Raw genomic sequence first — 18,502 nt, 5'->3', positions numbered from 1 at the left:
TTGAAATGTTTTATTTCGATATTTAAAACCCCTTCTCACTCAGAAAGAAGGCTGGGATAAGGGGCAAAACTATCTCATTTTTAATTTATAAATAACCCTACCTCTGCCTAATCCTCTCCTTTAAAGATCAGGAAAGGAAATTTAGAGGCTCGTTATTAAGCACCTAACAAGCTTTGACCACATACACGAACAATATTGCCATTTAAACCTGTAGAAGCTGTTGCAGCAAAGAGTGCAATAGTTTCAGCAACATCAACAGGTTGACCACCTTGGCTCATCGAGTTCATACGACGACCTGCTTCACGAATTGCAAATGGAATTGCAGCCGTCATTTGCGTTTCAATAAAACCAGGTGCAACCGCATTAATGGTAATGCCATCTTTTAAAATAGGTGCAGTAAATTTCACCAAACCAATCACACCTGCTTTAGACGCCGCATAGTTCGTTTGACCTAAATTACCTGCAATACCTGAAATTGAAGAGACACATACAATACGACCATTGGCATTTAGACCTTCATTTGCCAATAAATAGTCATTGATACGCTCAGCCGCAGACAAGTTAATGTTAATTACAAGATCCCACATTTCAGGTTTCATATTTGCCAAAGTTTTGTCACGTGTAACCCCTGCATTATGCACGATCACATCTAAACCACCTTGTGCAGCCGCAGCCGCTTTAATTTTTTCACCTGCATCTGCTGCTGTAATATCAATGGCTAATGTTGATCCACCAATTTCACTTGCAACACGATCTAAATCTGCTTGTTGTTGTGGGACATCTAAACAAATCACATGCGCACCATCACGTGACAGTACATGGGCGATTGCTTCACCAATCCCACGGCTTGCACCTGTCACCAACGCTGTTTTACCTGCAAGTGGTTTTGCCCAATCAACATCAACAACTTTTGCATTTGAAACATGGATCACTTGACCAGAAACATAAGCAGAACGTGGTGAAATCAAGAAACGTAATGAAGATTCTAAATTTTTTGCCGCATCAGCATCGACAAGAATTAAATCCGCAGCGATTCCTTTTTTAAATTCTTTACCTACTGCCTTTACAAAACCTTCCAAAGCGCGCTGAGCAATTGCTTGTTTCACTGTAGGTGCAGATTCTGGTGTTAGACCGATCACGATCACACGCCCTGAGTTTTGAATTTGACGTGCGATTGGATTAAAGAATTTATGGAGTTCGTGTAATTGTTCTGAGTTTTGAATACCTGAAGCATCAAAAACAACAGCTTTAAATTTAGACTCTTTATCACCTTCGTTAAATGCACCAACAGTTAAACCTACTTTTGCCGCTTCTTGCTGTAGCTCAACATTATTACCCACATAACTATTTGCATGAATATTACTTAATACTTGCGCAATTTCACTTGAAAATAGGCTATTCGGTGCAGCACCTAACAACACTGCACCTTTGATAACAGGTGTTGCTGATTCAAAACGATCTAAAGAAACAGGTGATGGTAAACCTAAATTTTTGATGACAAATTTACCAATTGGGGATTTAGAAAATGCTTGGTATTGATCAGTCATGGTAATAATCTCTCAGTAAATAAATTTTTTAATAAGTCTGCAGGTATCCATTAACTTCAAGTTTAATGTCAGATACTTATATTTTAATAGACTTATTATGTTTCAGTTAAATAATACTTGAGTTAAAGACTTCATGTCTTGACCTGAATGCTTTGGCAAATGTCATTTTAGTCAATTCCGCACTTCTTCAATTATGGTAATGTTAACATCAAGAAGATTAGCCACATGCTTGGAAAAGCCTTATGAGCAAAACAACTCAAGAAAATCCAACAGTTAAAAATTCTACTGCGGAAGAAGTGTCAAATACATCAAAGCCACGTACTCGTTCAACTAAAAGCACTGGCACTGCTGCTCGTACAACAAATAGCAACAGTAAACCACGCCGTACAACAAGTACTGCTACACGTAAAAGCACTGCTTCTACAACACAAAAAGCTGATCCAGCAACATCTCCATCGACGTCTCAAACTTCTGTTTCACAGGGAAAAATCATGAGTCAAAATACTATTCGCCGTGTTGCAATTCTTGGTGGCAACCGTATTCCATTTGCACGTTCAAATGGCGCTTATTTTAAAGCAACCAACATTGACATGTTAACTGCTGCACTCAATGGTTTAGTTGAGCGTTATAAATTACAAGATCAACGTTTAGGTGAAGTTGTTGCGGGTGCAGTGCTTAAACACAGCCGTGACTTTAACATGACACGTGAATGTGTATTAAACACTCAACTTGCACCAGAAACACCTGCTTATGATTTACAACAAGCGTGTGGCACAGGTTTACAAGCTGCTTTTGCCGTTGCCAACAAAATTGCTTTAGGTCAAATTGAAGTCGGTATTGCAGGTGGTGTAGATACAACTTCTGATGCACCAATTGCATTTGGTGATGGTTTACGTAAAGCTTTACTAGAGTTGAATATTGCAAAAACGGGTAAAGATCGTCTAAAAGCATTAACAAAAATCAACATAAAAGATTTATTAGATGCACCTAAAAATGGTGAGCCACGTACAGGTTTATCTATGGGTGACCATCAAGCGATTACTGCGCTTGAATGGGGTATTTCTCGTGAAGCACAAGATCAGCTTGCTGCATCTTCACATCAAAAAATGGCAAAAGCTTACGAAGATGGTTTCTTTGATGACTTAATGACACCATTTATGGGTCTTGAGCGTGACAACAACTTACGTGCTGATTCTTCTGTAGAAAAACTTGCAAAATTAAAGCCTGCTTTTGGTAAAGGCGAAAATGCAACGATGACTGCAGGTAACTCTACACCATTAACAGATGGTGCTTCTGTAGTGTTACTCGCATCTGAAGAATGGGCAAAAGCTAACGGTCATGAAGTACTTGCTTATTTATCATTCTCAGAAACGGCTGCGGTTGATTTTGTGGGTAAAAAAGAAGGCTTACTCATGGCGCCTGCTTATGCAGTTCCTCGTATGCTTGAACGTGCAAATATGAAACTTCAAGATTTTGATTATTATGAAATCCATGAAGCATTTGCATCACAAGTGTTATCTACATTAAAAGCGTGGGAAGATCCAAAATTCTGTAAAGAACGTTTAGGTTTAGACGCTCCTTTAGGTTCAATTGATATGGCTAAACTCAATATCCATGGTTCTTCACTTGCTGCGGGTCACCCATTTGCTGCAACAGGTGGTCGTATTTTAGCAACTGCTGCAAAAATCTTAAACCAAAAAGGTTCAGGTAAGATTTTAGTGTCGATCTGTGCTGCGGGCGGTCAAGGTGTAACAGCGATTGTAGAGAAATAATCTTCTACTTTTGAAATAAATCCGAATATATGAATCCCTATAAGATCAATCTTGTGGGGATTTTTGTTCTTCTAATAATGAAATTATCACTTTTTAAGAGTGGCTGATTTTGGGTGTGATATTCAGGTTACCTATGAATGAAAGATTAAAAGTATTAGTATTGAAAAACAAAATTAAACATTTTATGAGCCAACTTGAAGGCGTGGAAAATATTTCCATAAAAGAGTATTTTGATGGTTATCCTGAAATTTATGAGAAAATTAAAGAATATTATAAAATTAATTCCGTAGGGAAAGTGATCTTAAATTGTATTGAGTTAGAGGAGGAAATGAGTAAATTATTAGATATATATGATTACTACTATATTGCTTTTGAGCGAGTGTTTTTTGTTGAATTTCAATTTTCAAATATGCGGGATTTCATAAAATCATGGAAAATTTTAAATCAAGGATATGATTTGACTGTTTTTAATCAAAAAATTATTTTTGTTGTTAATGATGACGAGAGAAACTTATCCGTTCATATTCAAAAATTATCTTAAAAATTTCAATAAAAAGAGACCTACAATATGGGTCTCTTTTTCACTCAAGAATACAGCACTATTGATTCAATAGTTTATCAATGACACCAAACTTTTTAAATAATTTTGCACGACGTTTTGGATAAATATTGGCTTTGTTTAAATCGCCGTTATAGTGATCAAATACACGCTGATCCATAATTTTAAACCATAAAGATGGGATCAATGCAGGCAATAACATACTTGCATAACCACTTGGCAACTCAGGCGCTTCGTCAAAATGACGCAACGCTTGGAATGGACGTGTTGGATATGCGTGATGATCTGAATGACGTTGTAATTGATATAAAAATAGATTGGTCACGATGTTGTTATTATTCCAACTATGTTCAGGCATGGTACGTTCATATTTACCATTTTCATCTTTCTGACGCAGTAAACCATAGTGTTCAATATAATTAATAATTTCAAATAAGCTAATACCATACGCCGATTGCGTCAATAAATAAGGAAGCGTTGATGTTCCAAATAATTTCAGCATTGAAGCGTGAAAACCTGCACTCATCGCCCAACCTTGTAAAAGTTCATTCTCTTTAGACCAAAACTCTAAGCCTTTACGTTTTAAACGATTTTTTTCAATTTCAATCGCTGATTTAAACGAACCAACGACTGTACGAGGTAAAAACTCATAAAAAGTTTCGCCCATTTTAGATGATGCTGGGTCTTCAGGGGTTGCAGCGCGTTTGTGATGACCATACGGGTGTTCAACACGGAAATGATTATAACCTGTAGGTACAAGCGCCAAATGTGACAGAATATGGTCAATACGATTCGATTTATGGCTCAATTCATGCGCGGTATTCACTGCAATACCATTAATTGCACCCATTGAAATACCCAATAAAATTTTATCAACAAAAGAAGTTGTTTTACGACTCGTTAAATAACATGCATAAATATTGGCAACATATTGCAGAGGAATAAACGTTTTCACGAGTCGTGAATAATAAGGATCTTGCTCAAGTAATTTAATATCTTCAGTTGAAGGATTATTATTGTCTTGTCCAACAATGGTGTCGATCGTTGGAATGATGATATGCAAAACAATGGGGCCACCCAAAGCAAAAACTTTTTTAAATGGCTTTGGTGCAAATTGATACCCTGCTAAAATTCCAATACCAATAATGGGCAATGCAGGACTAATTGCCCATAAATAGCGTTTTTTGTCGAGTTGTAAAACAGATTTAGTCGATATTTCCTGTAACTGCTGTTCACTCAATGAAATAGGTGCATTCATCGTAAATTCTTCCTTATATTTCTTATCGCTATATTTATGCAATTAGGCGAGACAAAACAGTTGTCAGCGTCCAAAAAAGCTATGAAAAAGTCCTTGGCTTATTTAAGCTAGAGATTGTCCTTCAAGCACATGTTTTAATATCCACCTCATATTTTATTCTTGAAATTTAAATTATTATTTGTTTATGGATGCGCTCAGTAAAATTTTTGATGATATTCATCTCAACCATTCGGAATACCTGTATCTACAAGCACAAGGAGATTGGGCATTCCATAGTTGCGCACAAGATGCTGTCATTACACATATTGTTTTATATGGTACAGCACATCTACAGTTTTCTAAAAACTTAACGATTGATTTAAACACTGGAGATATGATTTTAATCCCAGCAGGTCTAACACATTCAGTATCTAATCAAATTGAACATAAGCTCTTAGAATCTTTAGATATTGCACCTTTATTTTGTGGCTTAAGGCAAGATGCGATTGAATTTGGACAAGGTAGCAATGAAAAAACTTTAATTCTTACGGTGAGATGCCATCTCAATGCCATCATGGCACGCCCGCTCGTCAATGCGCTTCCCCCTTATTTACATATTAAAAATGCTTTAAGTGATTCAGCACCTGAATGGTTACGTATCGGTTTATATTTTGTGGCTTCAGATACACAACGGACTTTGGCAGGTAAAAATAAAATTTTAGATCATCTGGTGAGTATTATGATGATTGAATGTGTACGTGACTATATTGAGCAGCTACAAGATCAAAATAATTGGTTAAATGCCTTAATTCATCCTGAACTATCGAATGCCTTAGCTGTCATTCACAGTCAACCCCATATTGCATGGACGGTTGAAAGCTTAGCGGAACAATGTTGTATGTCACGTTCAAAATTTGCCAATTTATTCAATCAAGTCGTCGGTGAAACACCACTTGCTTATTTACAACAACATCGTTTGCGTCTTGCAAGTCAACTGTTAAAACAAGGGCAACTTAGCATACAGCAAATTGCTCATCAAGTCGGCTATTCGTCAGAAACTGCATTTAGCCAAGCCTTTAAAAAACAATTTGAAATCAGTCCAAGTCAATATCGCAATCAAATCAATTAAAATTACTACGAATGGCTAAAAAATACTGAGATTATTTATAATAATAAAAACCAGTATTTTTCTCTCCATTAATATAAAAATAGAGCCTCATTTTGAGGCTCTATTTTAACTATTCAAACCCTAAACTTTATACAAATTACGCAGCTGAACGCTCAGCAATTGGAACAACTTTACGCAGTTCAGGACCTGTGTAGTCTGCACTTGGACGAATAATACGGTTGTCTGCACGTTGTTCCATCACATGTGCGGCCCAACCTGTTACACGGCTCATCACAAAGATTGGTGTGAACAGTTTGGTTGCAATTCCCATGAAATGATAAGCAGATGCATGGAAGAAGTCTGCGTTACAGAATAATTTCTTCTCACGCCACATCACTTCTTCGCAACGTACTGATACTGGATAAAGTACAGTGTCACCGACATCTTTCGCTAAACGCTCAGACCAGATTTTGATGATGCCGTTACGTGGATCATTGTCTTTATAGATCGCATGACCGAAGCCCATGATCTTTTCTTTACGCTCAAGTTTACCCAACATTTCACGTTCAGCTTCTTCAGGTGAAGTCCAGTTTTCGATCATTTCCATCGCAGCTTCGTTTGCACCACCATGGAGTGGACCACGAAGTGAACCAATTGCACCTGTGATACATGAATGCATATCAGAAAGCGTCGAAGCACATACACGTGCTGTGAATGTCGATGCGTTAAACTCATGCTCTGCATAAAGAATTAACGAGACATTCATCACTTGTTCATGCAATTCGTTTGGTTTTTCACCACGAAGTAAATGTAAGAATTGCGCGCCAATTGAATCGTCATCGGTGTTTTCTTCGACACGTACGCCATCATGGCTGAAGCGATACCAGTAGCAGATGATCGCAGGAAGCGTTGCCAAAATACGATCTGCAACATCTTGTTGTTCATCGAATGATTTTTCTGTTTCAAGATTACCTAACATTGAAACGCCTGTACGCATCACGTCCATTGGGTGTGAGTCAGCAGGAATACGTTCTAAAACTTCTTTCAATGCTTGTGGTAATTGGCGAAGTGATTTCAATTTTGCTTTATATGCAGTCAACTGTTCTGTTGTAGGCAATTCACCAAAGAAGATTAAATAAGCGACTTCTTCAAATTGGCAATTTTCAGCAAGATCTTGCACATCATAACCACGGTAAGTTAAGCCTGCGCCGCTCTTACCTACTGTAGATAATGCTGTTTTACCTGCAACTTGACCACGTAAGCCTGCGCCTGTAAGTACTTTTCCTTCAGCCATTTTTATTTTCCTTCTGTGAATAGTTTGTCTAATGTATTTTCAAATGTATGATAATCAAGGAATTCATACAGCTCTTTACGTTGTTGCATGGTATCTAACACATCCACTTGCGTACCATTTTCACGAATAGAACGGAATACTTCGAGTGCTGCTTTTTGCATCGCGCGCGTAGCTGACAATGGATATAACACCATTGAAATCCCTTGCTCACCCAATTCTTGCGTTGTGTAATACGGTGTATCACCAAATTCTGTAATATTTGCCAATACTGGTACACCCACTGCATCGCAGACTGTTTTATACATGGTGATATCCGTCATCGCTTCTGCGAAGATCGCATCTGCACCCGCTTCTACACATGCACATGCACGGTCAATCACCGCTTGCAAACCTTCTTTTTGTAAAGCATCTGTACGTGCCATCACTACGAAATTTGAATCAGTTTTTGCATCGACTGCCGCTTTGATCCGATCTACCATTTCTTGTTGAGACACGATTTCTTTGTTTGGACGATGTCCACAACGTTTTTGTGCCACTTGGTCTTCAATATGAACAGCGGCTGCACCTGCGGCAATCATTTGTTTCACAGTACGTGCAATATTGAATGCACCGCCCCAACCCGTGTCAATATCGACAAGTAAGGGAGTATCTACACGTTCGGTAATACGACGCACATCTTCTAATACGTTGTCTAAGCTGGTCATACCCAAGTCAGGTAAACCATAAGAATAGTTGGCAACACCCGCACCCGAAAGATAAATCGCCTTGTAGCCGACTTGTTTCGCCATCATCGCTGCATAAGCGTTGACTGTACCGATAATTTGTAATGGTTTTTCCACTTCCAGTGCTTGTCTAAATCTTAAGCCTGCAGACGTTTCTTGTGTCATGTTCCTTTCCACAGTGGTCTATCTATTTATCGAGGTTTGAGTATATCCATAAAAATTTACTCCGCCATGACTTTTTAGGGGAAAAGCTCTAAAACTTTAGTCAAAGAATTAATGAATTTATATTCATTATTTTAATTGTAGTATTTCACGACAAAATAAAGCCTATATTTATCAACAGAAATTTCTTGACTTCTTTGCTATAATCATGACAAAGATTCTGTATTTCGATTATTTTTATGCAAAAACATTTCGCAGAAATTAACGCTATAAGTTGTGGTGAACAACCACAAACTCGCCGAGGTCAACAACGGCGGTTAGCGCTTTTATTGAGTGCGAATGAATTATTTTTAGAACATGGTTACGAAGCTGTATCTTTAGATGATATTGTGAATCATGCAGGTGGCTCTAAAACCTCTATTTATAAATATTTTGGTAATAAAGAAGGTTTATTTACCGCAATTTGTGATTATCGTCGTGACTTATTCTTTAAAGATATTTGTGCTTGTTATAATTCAGAAGAAGATCATTTACGCCATTATCTTGTTCAAACCTTAATTAATTTTTATCTTCATCTTAAAAAACCCGAAAATATTGCCTTTATTCGACTTATTATCGAACAAGCTCAAAAAAATCCCAATTTAGCCTTATATATTCATGAAAAGGGAGCGCATTATATTCAATTAACTATTGCAAAAGCTTTAGAGCATTCACATGCTCAAGGAATATTAAACTGCACTAATCCATATAGCTCTGCAATGATGTATTTTGGTATTTTAAGAGATTTTGAGTGGCGTGTTCTGATGGGCTTAGAAGTAGATAAACCCGAACAAGAAGTCATCAAACATATCGAATATTGCGTTGATCACTTTCTAAAAGGTCATCAAAAAGTCTAGTTTTTTTGCATTTCAACATTCTTATAGTATATTAGAAAATTCTTCTTTGTTTTTAATCAACCAACAATGAATTGTTGGTCAATCTCCTTATTGGTTTTGGCTATACAATTATTGTGGAGTAACCATGGCTCTACGACATTTTCTAACACTACGTGACCTATCTACTGCTGAATTGAACCGCATTATTGAGCGTGCTCAAGAACTGAAGCGAAAACAACATAACAATGAAACATTCCAACCCTTTGTTGGAAAAGTCATGGGAATGATTTTTGAAAAGTCGAGTACACGTACACGTGTTTCTTTTGAAGCAGGTATGAGCCAATTTGGTGGAAGTGCGATTTTCTTATCTTCTCGTGATACACAATTGGGTCGCGGTGAGCCAATCGAAGATTCGGCACGTGTGATTTCAAGTATGTTAGATATCGTGATGATCCGTACGTTTGGTCATGACATCGTAGAGCGTTTTGCTGAATATTCAAAAGTTCCTGTCATTAATGCCTTAACTGATGACCATCACCCGTGCCAATTATTAGCTGATATTCAAACTTTTGTTGAACACCGTGGTTCAATCCAAGGTAAAACTGTTGCTTGGATTGGCGATGGCAATAATATGTGTAATTCTTATATTGAAGCTGCGCACATGTGGGGCTTTAAACTCAAGATTGCATCTCCAAAAGGCTATGAACCTAAGGATGAGTTTTTATCTGAATTTGGGCATTGTGTTGAACTTGTTGATTCTGCTGAAGATGCTGCTGTAAACGCTGACCTAATTGTCACTGATGTTTGGGCAAGTATGGGGCAAGAAGAAGAGCAAAAAATCCGTGAAAAAGCCTTTGCAGACTATCAAGTTAATGAGAAATTAATGGATTTAGCTCATCCTGATTGCTTATTTATGCATTGCCTCCCTGCACATCGTGGTGAAGAAATTTCTGAAAATATGCTTGACCATAAAAATGCTGTGGTTTGGGACGAAGCAGAAAATCGTTTACATGCACAGAAAGCTTTAGTTGAATTTTTAATTAATGAAAATTTAAAAAAAGTATAAGCATTTAACATACTTTAAAAAGGCTTTTTAAATCAAAGCCTTTTTTTTTTGCAACGACTCAAAAAACAATAATACTTGAAACTTAACTTTTCACACTAGTATTCATCTCTATATTGCATATAATAAAACCATACTTTGAATAAGACTTAATTATGAAACTTACAACAATTTTGCTCAGTTCTAGCCTTTTGATCGGCTCATTTTCCACCGCTATCCAAGCGACTGAACTTGATGATTATTTAGTTCAATACAAAATCGTGGATGCCAATTATAAAATCAAAAACAACCAAAGATTAAAAGACGTTCTCAGTTATTTAAGTGATGAAGACTCTCGGACTTTGCCTTTACAAATTGATCAAAACACGTTGATTGAAAAATTACGTTTACACCCAAATTACATTGAAATTGAAGGCATTATTACCTCACCTGATTTTAAACAATTTAGCCAAGATATGAGTTCACAAGAAATTAAAAAACTATTTACGGATAATCTCACAAAAAATTGCGCTCATTTATTTGAACATCAATTTCAACGTGTAAATCCGTATGAAGTACGTATGAAATTATCGACTGATGACAAACAATATTCTGTTGAATTGAAGAATTCTTCTTGTCAATTTTGAACTGACAATAATGTGGGTTTTTCTGTGAAATCATTATCTTTGGCCACAGAAAAACTTTGGCATTAAAAATTATTATGCACTAGAACGCCCTTGCTTAGGTGAGGGTTTTCATACCATTATTTGCATTACGTAAAATATATTTTTAATGATTAATTATACAAAAAAATATAGTGAAATAGAATCTTTATTCATATATTTAATACAACCCAAAGCATTAATATTCATTTAAATAAAACCATTATATTACAATATAAAAAAATCAAGTCATACCAATTTATTTAAATTTATTACCCCACTTATTCATCATAAATATATTAAAAAATTTAATGAAAAATATCTATAACACCTATACCATCATAGGCTAGTAGTTAATATTTTAATTTATTTAAAAAATCTAAATATCCATCAATGTATATAGATAAAAAATCATATAGTCACAAATTTTTACCTTAACTCTATAAAAAATCAATTTAAAATTGAGTTTATTCAGCTAAATTAAATCTATATAAAATTTACATAGGTATTATTCATGTTAAAATCAAATTTTAGAAGATTATTACTTATCGGTGGTGTGATCGTATTAGCAAGTGCTGCTTTGGTACATGCTGGAAATGATGACATTCCAACTGTTCAACAAGTCGATTTAAATAAATATTTAGGTGAATGGCATGAAATCGCACGCAAGCCCTTATATTTTCAGAAAATGTGTGACTATAATGTAACAGCCAATTATTCATTAAACAGCAATGGTAATGTCCAAGTTGATAATAAATGCTTCGATAAAAATGGAAAATTAAATCAATCTATTGGTGAAGCCTTTGTTCAAAATACACCTAAAAACTCAAAATTAAAAGTGAGTTTTTTACCCAGTATTATCCGTTGGTTGCCTATCGCACGTGGAGACTACTGGATTTTAAAACTTGATGAAAACTACCAAACTGCTTTAGTGGGAACACCAAATAAAAAATACCTTTGGGTATTAAGTCGTACACCACAACTCGATCAATCTATTCTTGATGAATATCTTAATTATGCAAAAACTCTAGGCTATGAATTAAATGATATTATTTACACTCAACATAAATAATTAAAGTTATTATTCAAGTCTATTTTCCCTACTATCTGTTTTCAGAAAATAGACTTGAAACTGCTTATTTACAATCTATAAAAACAACTGAATTTAATAGTTTATTTTTTAATATCCATTTTACCCTATTATTCTAAATCAAAGTAAATCTGAATATTTTTCATACACTCAATAAATCTATCTAAAATTATGTAATATGAAAACTATGTATTGAATGTAATTATTCAAACCACCCACCACCATGGCATCACACCACTTTTTAAAATTTTACGATGATTCTTATAATGCACATCATGTTTTTCAACTTCTGCCCAAAATGCAGGGCTATGATCAAAATGCCGTGTATGCGCTAACTCATGCACACAAACATAACGAGTAATATGTTGATCGACTAAAACCAAAGCACTATTCAACATAATATCGTGCTGAGCTGTGCAGCTTCCCCAACGGGTTTTAGGTTGGCGAATCGAGCAATCAGCAAACTTTAAACCAATTTCATCACTAACTTGTGTTAAATAAATCGGTAAATAATGCTTGGCATAAGCGATCACAAAAGCTTTTAAATAACGTGCAGAATCACGATCACTGATCAAAAGTTGATGATTTTTATCATCAAAAATATAAGAATTTTTCTGATCTTGGTAAATAATGTGTAAAGGACGATTTAAATTAAAAAGTTTTAGTTCAGTCGGCAATACTTTCTCAACTTTCCCGACTTTTTCCTGTTGTTTCTGCCATGTTTCAATCATCCATTGCTCGGATTGTTTTAAAAAATCTGTAATTTGACGTTTTGTACAAAACCGAGGCACTGTTAAACGAATCTGTGTCGGTTCGACACGTAAGCGTAATCGAGTAGCACGTGCATGATGGGTGATTTGGATTTCGGGGAGGTTTGGGGTCATTTATTCTAAAATTTTATCATTTGATTTTGAGTCCCTTCTCCCTCAGGGAGAAGGTTAGGATGAGGGGATTATTCATATAAATCCTCTCCCTATCCCTCTCCTTTATAAAGGAGAGGGAACTAACGGCATGTTAAACCGCTGTACGCTCTTCAATACCATTGTCAGTTGCAACAACCGCAATATCTGCTTTGTTAATGGCGAAAATACCATTACACACCACACCCGGAATATCATTGATGGTTTTTTCAAGCTCTAAAGCATTCAAAATATTCAGGTTATGCACATCTAAAATCACATTACCATTGTCAGTCACAACGCCTTCACGATAGACAGGGTCGCCACCTAAAGAGACAATTTTACGTGCCACAGCAGAACGCGCCATTGGAATCACTTCAATTGGTAGCGGGAATTCACGTCCTAACTGCTCTACCCATTTAGAATCATCCACAATACACACGAATTTCTTGGCAATGGATGCTACAATTTTTTCACGAGTAAGCGCAGCACCACCCCCTTTGATCATATGCATATGACGATCAATTTCATCTGCACCATCGACATAGGCATCTAAACCACCGACATGGTTCATATCGACAACTTCAATGCCGAGTTTTTTCAAACGTTGAGCCGTTGCTTCTGAACTCGCCACAGCAGCTTCAAGTTGCAGCTCAGGTAAAAGTTCAATTAAAAAATTTACAGTACTGCCTGTACCGACTCCTAAAATGCCCCCTTTTGGCAAGTGTTTTAAAGCTGCTTTGGCTGCTGCTTGTTTTTTCTCATCTTGGGATGCATAAAGGCTCATGACTTCTCTCAATAAATTTTCAAATTTCTGCACTTTTTGCATAATTTAAAAACGCAAATGTGCAGGGGGTTTGTTACAATCAAAGCTCATTTTAAACTGTTATATGGAAAATTAACATGCTGTCTCGTTTGGTTCGACAAATATTACAGGCAACGGTCTATGACGTTGCAATCGAAACCCCACTCGAAGCAGCGCCACGAATTAGTGAAAAACTAAACAACAACATTCGCTTTAAACGCGAAGACTTGCAACCTGTCTTTTCCTTCAAACTGCGCGGTGCTTATAACCGTATCAGTCAATTACCGAAATCTCAGTTGGAACGTGGCGTTATTACTGCTTCTGCGGGTAACCATGCTCAGGGCGTGGCATTATCTGGACAAAAGTTGGGTATTCGCGCCATTATTGTGATGCCAAAAACCACACCTGACATTAAAGTCCAAGCTGTAAAACGCTTAGGCGGTGAAGTGGTTTTACATGGTGACTCATTTGATGTTGCCAATAAATATGCCATCCAACGTGCCAAAGATGAAGATATGGCGTTCATTCCACCTTATGATGATGAATTGGTAATGGCTGGACAAGGCACCATTGCCAATGAGATTTTACGTCAATGGCGTGATGTCGATTATGTCTTCGTTGCTGTCGGCGGTGGCGGCCTCATCGCAGGTGTTGCAGCTTATTTAGGCGATGTTGCGCCACATGTTAAAGTAATCCCTGTGGAATATGATGAGTCAGCATGTTTAAAAGCAGCGTTTGAAGCCAATGAACGCGTGATTTTACCTTCTGTCGGTTTATTTGCGGATGGTACAGCAGTCGCACAAATTGGTGAAAAACCTTTTGAAGTCATTCAATTACAAAAATCAGATAACTCAGGTCCAATCGTTGAACGTGAAGTTGTATTGGTCAATACCGATGAAATCTGTGCAGCGATCAAAGACACTTATGATGAATGTCGTAGTATCGTTGAACCATCAGGTGCAATGGCTTTGGCAGGTATTAAAAAATACGTTGAAGCACATGGCTTAGAAAATAAAAACATGGTGTCGATTGTTTGTGGCGCAAACATGAACTTCGACCGTTTACGCTATATCGCAGAACGCACAGAATTGGGTGAACGTAAAGAAGCCATTTTTGCAGTGACTATTCCTGAAGAAAAAGGTTCGTTCCTGAATTTCTGCCGTGCCTTACAAGGGCGTAATATCACTGAGTTTAACTACCGTGCAAGTGATGCGAGCGCTGCACAAGTCTTTGTCGGCATCAGCTTAAAATCAGGGGAAAAAGAGCGTCACGATATCTATGAAGCTTTAAAACTTCATTATGACGTAGATGATTTATCTGATGATGAAGTGGCAAAACTGCATATTCGCTACTTGATCGGTGGTCATGCCGACATTGAAAATGAACGTTTATTCCGTGTTGAGTTCCCTGAACGCCCGGGTGCGTTGTTGACTTTCTTAGAGCGTCTAGGTCCGACCCATAACATTACTCTGTTCCACTATCGTAATCACGGTGCTGCAGAAGGACGTGTTTTAGTCGGCTTAGAAGCTGAAGATGCGCAGCAAAACCCAGATGGCTTAGTTGAAACTTTAGAAAGTATTAGCTACCCATATGTAGAAATTACCAATAACTTAGGTTATCAACGTTTCTTAAAATAATATTGATCTAAATATTGTTTTAAATATTAAAGCCAGTTTATAGATCATAGACTGGCTTTTTTATTGATTGCTTTTATGTATCGTCATTAAATTTATACAATAAAAAAATGAGCATATTGAAATACACTCATTTTCATTGAGTTTGATGGTCGGGAGAGAAACTCAAACTTCAAATATTATTTTACTTTAAGATAAATTCCCAAATGATATACCCCAAAGCAAAACCAAGAAATGAATAAAGCGTAATAATGAAAAAAACAAAACTGGCTTTATTTTTCTTTTTTAAAAAATTCATACTACAATCCAAATTTAAATTCAGCATAAACATACTAACTATTTGTTTTCAAAAAAGCGAATATTAAAAATAAAAACTTTATATTTCATTATCATATAATAAAACATGTATTTAAAATTGATTTTCATTGACTAAAAATTCAGTCGTCGCACCGATATTTTCGAGTTGTATTTGTATACATTGACAATGTTGCTGTGAACCTGTGTCGATCTCTAAAGGAAGTTGCTGAATACAATGTAAAGCTTCAGCACCTGTTAGCTTCAAATGCTGTTTGATAAAACTCACGACTTTTAATTTATGCTGACCTATTTCAGTTAATATTAATTTTCCATAAATCAAAGGTGTATATTCTTCAACGACAGTATTTTCATTTAACTGTGAAATTTGAGTATTTTGCAATGAGCAATATAACTCATTCCATAGTTCTATTTTTAAATCTTTATGTTGTTGAATATATGCTGCAAATTTTAGTTTATCTTGTTCTAAAGTTTGAAAATATTTTAAATCTTGCTGAAACTGATCTAAATTTTCAGCAATTTTCTCAAGATCCCAACGCCCTGCGCCATGTTGAGCATAATACACAGGGAAACCTTGTGCAGACGCTGTCAAATAAATCACAAAGGGATCAGCAAAATAATTCATTGCAATAACATAAGCATCTGGATGCCAATCCCCTGCTTGATGTCCAGTTAAATCAGTTGCTGAGTTTCCACAAAATCGATAGCCCTCTTGAAAGTCCAAAAATGAAGCGATATCTGGATAATGACAAGGTAGACACATCATTTCCATTTCAAACGGCATCGCTAAAAAATCAATTAAATCTTTGGGTAAAACCACCGACATCATGCCATCCATTTTAGTCAATATCGCTGCAAATTTTATAACCTACGCTAACTCGTTCAATATAAAGTTAGCGCTGATAAATCAGTTGACCTTCTTTATACGTTGCCAAAATTTGAATGTCTTTAATTTTTTGACTGTCTATTTTCAATGGATCATCACTTAAAATCACAAAATCACCATATTTCCCTTGCTCTAATGTACCTTTTTTCTTTTCCTCAAAATATTGATATGCCGCCCAATCTGTCACACTTTTTAAGGCAATATAAGGACTGACTCGCTGCTCTGCACCTAACAATTTACCACTGCGTGTCGTGCGATTGACCGTCGCATCTAACACCATCATACTTTTTGGCGGAATCACAGGTGCGTCATGATGTTGAGTAAAGATCATGCCACGTTTAAGTGCTGAACCTGTAGGCGAAATACGTGAAGCACGTTGCTCACCTAAGGTTTGTGCGACATGCCAATCGCCCCAATAATAAGTATGCAGTGAAAAAAATGAAGGAATAAGCTTTAATTTTTTAGCTTGGTCTAACTGGTCTTCACGCATCGTTTGTGCATGAATAATCACATCACGGCGTTGTGCTGTTGGAAAATGTTTCTGTGAATTTGTAATCACACTGAGATATTGATCAATCGCTGCGTCACCATTGGCATGTGCTAAAATTTGCCAATCATGTTGAAATGCTAAATCAATCATTTTCTGTACATCTTGTTGTTGTGCAAATGCAGGATAACCCCGATAATTTTTATCTTGCCCTTCAGGTGGAATTATATAAGGCTGTGTTAGCCATGCGGTTTTACCCTGTGGTGAACCATCTAAACTGATTTTCACCCCACCTATGCGAAAATGATTTTGGTAATTTTTACTGCTACCGTGTTGTAACATATAACTTTGTTCAGAACTGATATCTGGATATGACACCACATCAATTGGTAATTGATTTCGATTGGCTAGACTACGCCATAACTCAGTGGTTCCATGATCTGCACGTCCTTCTTGTACAGTGGTATAACCATTTTCTACATAGGTGTTGACTGCTTTTAATGCCATTTTTTCCATCATTTGTGGAGGCACAGTTTTAAATGCCTGCATCATCGCCTGAATGACAATACTTTCCTCTAATACACCATTCGGTTCATTTGTACCATTTACACGACGAATAACACCCCCATCTGGATTTTTTGTCGCAGAAGTAATATTGAGCAATGCTAAAGCTTTATGATTCACAGAAGCAAGATGACCTGATTGATGTAAAATCAAAACAGGTTGTGTGGTTGAAACTTGATCTAAATCGCTTGCTGTAGGATGCTTATTTTCTTGTAATTGTGCATCATCATAACCATTACCAATGATCCAGCCTGAAGTCGCTTGAATAAAATCAGGGTTTTGTGCTGCCCAGTTTTTCATTGCCTGAACTAAAGTTGCAATATTAACCACATTACCATCAGGAGGTGAATATAAGTTTGCGACCGTTTGTTGCATACCTACAGAGTTTAAATGACTATGTGCATCAATAATGCCGGGAATCACAGTTTTATTTTTTAAATCTAATCGTTGCGCTTGGGCTGCTATTTTTTCAGCATCGACTAATTTTCCAGTAAAACGAATGATTCCATCTTCAATCAACATGGCTTCTACATACTGCGGCTGATCCCCCTGCATGGTTAAAATAGAGCCACCATAGACAAGTAATGAACTTGTATCATGATTTTGCGGTTGGTCTGATAAAGTATGTGGCAAATCTCGCTGTGTTTGAAAAGATGTAGAACTACATGCGCTGAGCAATGCAACATGTGAAAATAATAAAGCACTTAAACCTAGAGAAAATTTATTTTGCATCATTTGTCTCATCCTCATTTCATTATCATTTTTTATCGCTTGATTGATTATAAACATATTTTTTATTTTTCATGTCGAAAATAAACTTGATTTATCAAATGATTTTTTGT

At 36.4% G+C, this 18,502-nt stretch carries 17 protein-coding genes; 8 read left to right on the top strand and 9 right to left on the bottom strand.

The window, feature by feature from the left end:
- Nucleotides 1-155: 155 nt before the first annotated feature.
- On the bottom strand, nucleotides 156-1,547 hold the full coding sequence (locus tag HUV91_RS03240) for a 3-oxoacyl-ACP reductase (protein ID WP_130075437.1): 1,392 nt from the start codon (nucleotides 1,545-1,547) through the stop codon (nucleotides 156-158).
- A 242-nt stretch (nucleotides 1,548-1,789) separates the two neighbouring features.
- Here HUV91_RS03240 and HUV91_RS03235 point away from each other — a divergent pair, with 242 nt between their 5' ends.
- Nucleotides 1,790-3,319, top strand: coding sequence for an acetyl-CoA C-acetyltransferase (locus tag HUV91_RS03235; protein ID WP_174492508.1), 1,530 nt, complete (start codon nucleotides 1,790-1,792; stop codon nucleotides 3,317-3,319).
- Nucleotides 3,320-3,452: 133 nt separating this feature from the next.
- Nucleotides 3,453-3,860 (top strand): hypothetical protein, encoded by a 408-nt coding sequence (locus HUV91_RS03230; RefSeq protein WP_130075434.1) that lies wholly within the window; start codon nucleotides 3,453-3,455, stop codon nucleotides 3,858-3,860.
- A gap of 58 nt (nucleotides 3,861-3,918) precedes the next feature.
- Here HUV91_RS03230 and HUV91_RS03225 read toward each other — a convergent pair whose 3' ends face one another.
- Nucleotides 3,919-5,136, bottom strand: coding sequence for an alkane 1-monooxygenase (locus HUV91_RS03225; RefSeq protein ID WP_130075432.1), 1,218 nt, complete (start codon nucleotides 5,134-5,136; stop codon nucleotides 3,919-3,921).
- 184 nt (nucleotides 5,137-5,320) lie between these two features.
- On the opposite strand from HUV91_RS03225, the gene HUV91_RS03220 reads away from it, so the two are divergent.
- Nucleotides 5,321-6,244, top strand: a complete 924-nt coding sequence (locus HUV91_RS03220) for an AraC family transcriptional regulator (RefSeq protein ID WP_130075431.1) — start codon at nucleotides 5,321-5,323, stop codon at nucleotides 6,242-6,244.
- Nucleotides 6,245-6,380: 136 nt separating this feature from the next.
- On the opposite strand, the gene prpC is transcribed toward HUV91_RS03220, so the two are convergent.
- On the bottom strand, nucleotides 6,381-7,517 hold the full coding sequence (gene prpC / locus HUV91_RS03215; RefSeq protein WP_174492507.1) for a bifunctional 2-methylcitrate synthase/citrate synthase: 1,137 nt from the start codon (nucleotides 7,515-7,517) through the stop codon (nucleotides 6,381-6,383).
- A gap of 2 nt (nucleotides 7,518-7,519) precedes the next feature.
- Nucleotides 7,520-8,404 (bottom strand): methylisocitrate lyase, encoded by an 885-nt coding sequence (prpB, locus tag HUV91_RS03210; protein WP_174492506.1) that lies wholly within the window; start codon nucleotides 8,402-8,404, stop codon nucleotides 7,520-7,522.
- A 236-nt stretch (nucleotides 8,405-8,640) separates the two neighbouring features.
- Here prpB and HUV91_RS03205 point away from each other — a divergent pair, with 236 nt between their 5' ends.
- From HUV91_RS03205 to HUV91_RS03190, 4 genes are all read left to right on the top strand, one after another.
- Nucleotides 8,641-9,297 (top strand): TetR/AcrR family transcriptional regulator, encoded by a 657-nt coding sequence (locus HUV91_RS03205; RefSeq protein WP_130073334.1) that lies wholly within the window; start codon nucleotides 8,641-8,643, stop codon nucleotides 9,295-9,297.
- A 124-nt stretch (nucleotides 9,298-9,421) separates the two neighbouring features.
- Complete coding sequence (gene argF / locus HUV91_RS03200) at nucleotides 9,422-10,342, top strand: ornithine carbamoyltransferase (protein WP_174492505.1); 921 nt, start codon at nucleotides 9,422-9,424, stop codon at nucleotides 10,340-10,342.
- A gap of 152 nt (nucleotides 10,343-10,494) precedes the next feature.
- Nucleotides 10,495-10,965 (top strand): hypothetical protein, encoded by a 471-nt coding sequence (locus tag HUV91_RS03195; RefSeq protein WP_174492504.1) that lies wholly within the window; start codon nucleotides 10,495-10,497, stop codon nucleotides 10,963-10,965.
- A 529-nt stretch (nucleotides 10,966-11,494) separates the two neighbouring features.
- Entirely contained in the window at nucleotides 11,495-12,052 is a 558-nt protein-coding gene (locus HUV91_RS03190; RefSeq protein WP_174492503.1) for a lipocalin family protein, read from the top strand.
- A 224-nt stretch (nucleotides 12,053-12,276) separates the two neighbouring features.
- On the opposite strand, the gene HUV91_RS03185 is transcribed toward HUV91_RS03190, so the two are convergent.
- Together HUV91_RS03185 and rpiA are read right to left on the bottom strand one after the other, a co-directional pair.
- A complete protein-coding gene (locus HUV91_RS03185) occupies nucleotides 12,277-12,954 on the bottom strand; it encodes a SprT family zinc-dependent metalloprotease (RefSeq protein WP_174492502.1) in 678 nt (225 codons plus the stop codon).
- A 130-nt stretch (nucleotides 12,955-13,084) separates the two neighbouring features.
- Nucleotides 13,085-13,756, bottom strand: coding sequence for a ribose-5-phosphate isomerase RpiA (gene rpiA, locus HUV91_RS03180; protein ID WP_107008774.1), 672 nt, complete (start codon nucleotides 13,754-13,756; stop codon nucleotides 13,085-13,087).
- A 116-nt stretch (nucleotides 13,757-13,872) separates the two neighbouring features.
- Here rpiA and ilvA point away from each other — a divergent pair, with 116 nt between their 5' ends.
- The gene (gene ilvA / locus HUV91_RS03175; RefSeq protein ID WP_174492501.1) at nucleotides 13,873-15,411 is read left to right on the top strand and encodes a threonine ammonia-lyase, biosynthetic; all 1,539 of its coding nucleotides are present in this window, start codon (nucleotides 13,873-13,875) and stop codon (nucleotides 15,409-15,411) included.
- A gap of 181 nt (nucleotides 15,412-15,592) precedes the next feature.
- Here ilvA and HUV91_RS03170 read toward each other — a convergent pair whose 3' ends face one another.
- The 3 genes from HUV91_RS03170 to HUV91_RS03160 all read right to left on the bottom strand — a co-directional run bounded on the left by HUV91_RS03170 (nucleotide 15,593) and on the right by HUV91_RS03160 (nucleotide 18,395).
- Nucleotides 15,593-15,706, bottom strand: a complete 114-nt coding sequence (locus HUV91_RS03170; RefSeq protein ID WP_130073328.1) for a hypothetical protein — start codon at nucleotides 15,704-15,706, stop codon at nucleotides 15,593-15,595.
- Nucleotides 15,707-15,817: 111 nt separating this feature from the next.
- The gene (locus HUV91_RS03165) at nucleotides 15,818-16,570 is read right to left on the bottom strand and encodes an SMI1/KNR4 family protein (protein WP_217431187.1); all 753 of its coding nucleotides are present in this window, start codon (nucleotides 16,568-16,570) and stop codon (nucleotides 15,818-15,820) included.
- Nucleotides 16,571-16,616: 46 nt separating this feature from the next.
- Nucleotides 16,617-18,395 (bottom strand): amidohydrolase, encoded by a 1,779-nt coding sequence (locus HUV91_RS03160; RefSeq protein ID WP_174492499.1) that lies wholly within the window; start codon nucleotides 18,393-18,395, stop codon nucleotides 16,617-16,619.
- Between the last annotated feature and the right edge of the window lie 107 nt (nucleotides 18,396-18,502).

It is taken from the genome of Acinetobacter sp. Marseille-Q1623 (assembly GCF_902809895.1).
Taxonomy (GTDB): domain Bacteria; phylum Pseudomonadota; class Gammaproteobacteria; order Pseudomonadales; family Moraxellaceae; genus Acinetobacter; species Acinetobacter piscicola_A.
This window is presented reverse-complemented; position numbering and strand designations above follow the sequence as displayed.

Bases quoted from the DNA above. Each gene is read 5' to 3' on its own strand.
- HUV91_RS03240 (WP_130075437.1), bottom strand. From the start codon at position 1,547: ATGACTGATCAATACCAAGCATTTTCTAAATCCCCAATTGGTAAATTT.
- HUV91_RS03235 (WP_174492508.1), top strand. From the start codon at position 1,790: ATGAGCAAAACAACTCAAGAAAATCCAACAGTTAAAAATTCTACTGCG.
- HUV91_RS03230 (WP_130075434.1), top strand. From the start codon at position 3,453: ATGAATGAAAGATTAAAAGTATTAGTATTGAAAAACAAAATTAAACAT.
- HUV91_RS03225 (WP_130075432.1), bottom strand. From the start codon at position 5,136: ATGAATGCACCTATTTCATTGAGTGAACAGCAGTTACAGGAAATATCG.
- HUV91_RS03220 (WP_130075431.1), top strand. From the start codon at position 5,321: ATGGATGCGCTCAGTAAAATTTTTGATGATATTCATCTCAACCATTCG.
- prpC (WP_174492507.1), bottom strand. From the start codon at position 7,517: ATGGCTGAAGGAAAAGTACTTACAGGCGCAGGCTTACGTGGTCAAGTT.
- prpB (WP_174492506.1), bottom strand. From the start codon at position 8,404: ATGACACAAGAAACGTCTGCAGGCTTAAGATTTAGACAAGCACTGGAA.
- HUV91_RS03205 (WP_130073334.1), top strand. From the start codon at position 8,641: ATGCAAAAACATTTCGCAGAAATTAACGCTATAAGTTGTGGTGAACAA.
- argF (WP_174492505.1), top strand. From the start codon at position 9,422: ATGGCTCTACGACATTTTCTAACACTACGTGACCTATCTACTGCTGAA.
- HUV91_RS03195 (WP_174492504.1), top strand. From the start codon at position 10,495: ATGAAACTTACAACAATTTTGCTCAGTTCTAGCCTTTTGATCGGCTCA.
- HUV91_RS03190 (WP_174492503.1), top strand. From the start codon at position 11,495: ATGTTAAAATCAAATTTTAGAAGATTATTACTTATCGGTGGTGTGATC.
- HUV91_RS03185 (WP_174492502.1), bottom strand. From the start codon at position 12,954: ATGACCCCAAACCTCCCCGAAATCCAAATCACCCATCATGCACGTGCT.
- rpiA (WP_107008774.1), bottom strand. From the start codon at position 13,756: ATGAGCCTTTATGCATCCCAAGATGAGAAAAAACAAGCAGCAGCCAAA.
- ilvA (WP_174492501.1), top strand. From the start codon at position 13,873: ATGCTGTCTCGTTTGGTTCGACAAATATTACAGGCAACGGTCTATGAC.
- HUV91_RS03170 (WP_130073328.1), bottom strand. From the start codon at position 15,706: ATGAATTTTTTAAAAAAGAAAAATAAAGCCAGTTTTGTTTTTTTCATT.
- HUV91_RS03160 (WP_174492499.1), bottom strand. From the start codon at position 18,395: ATGATGCAAAATAAATTTTCTCTAGGTTTAAGTGCTTTATTATTTTCA.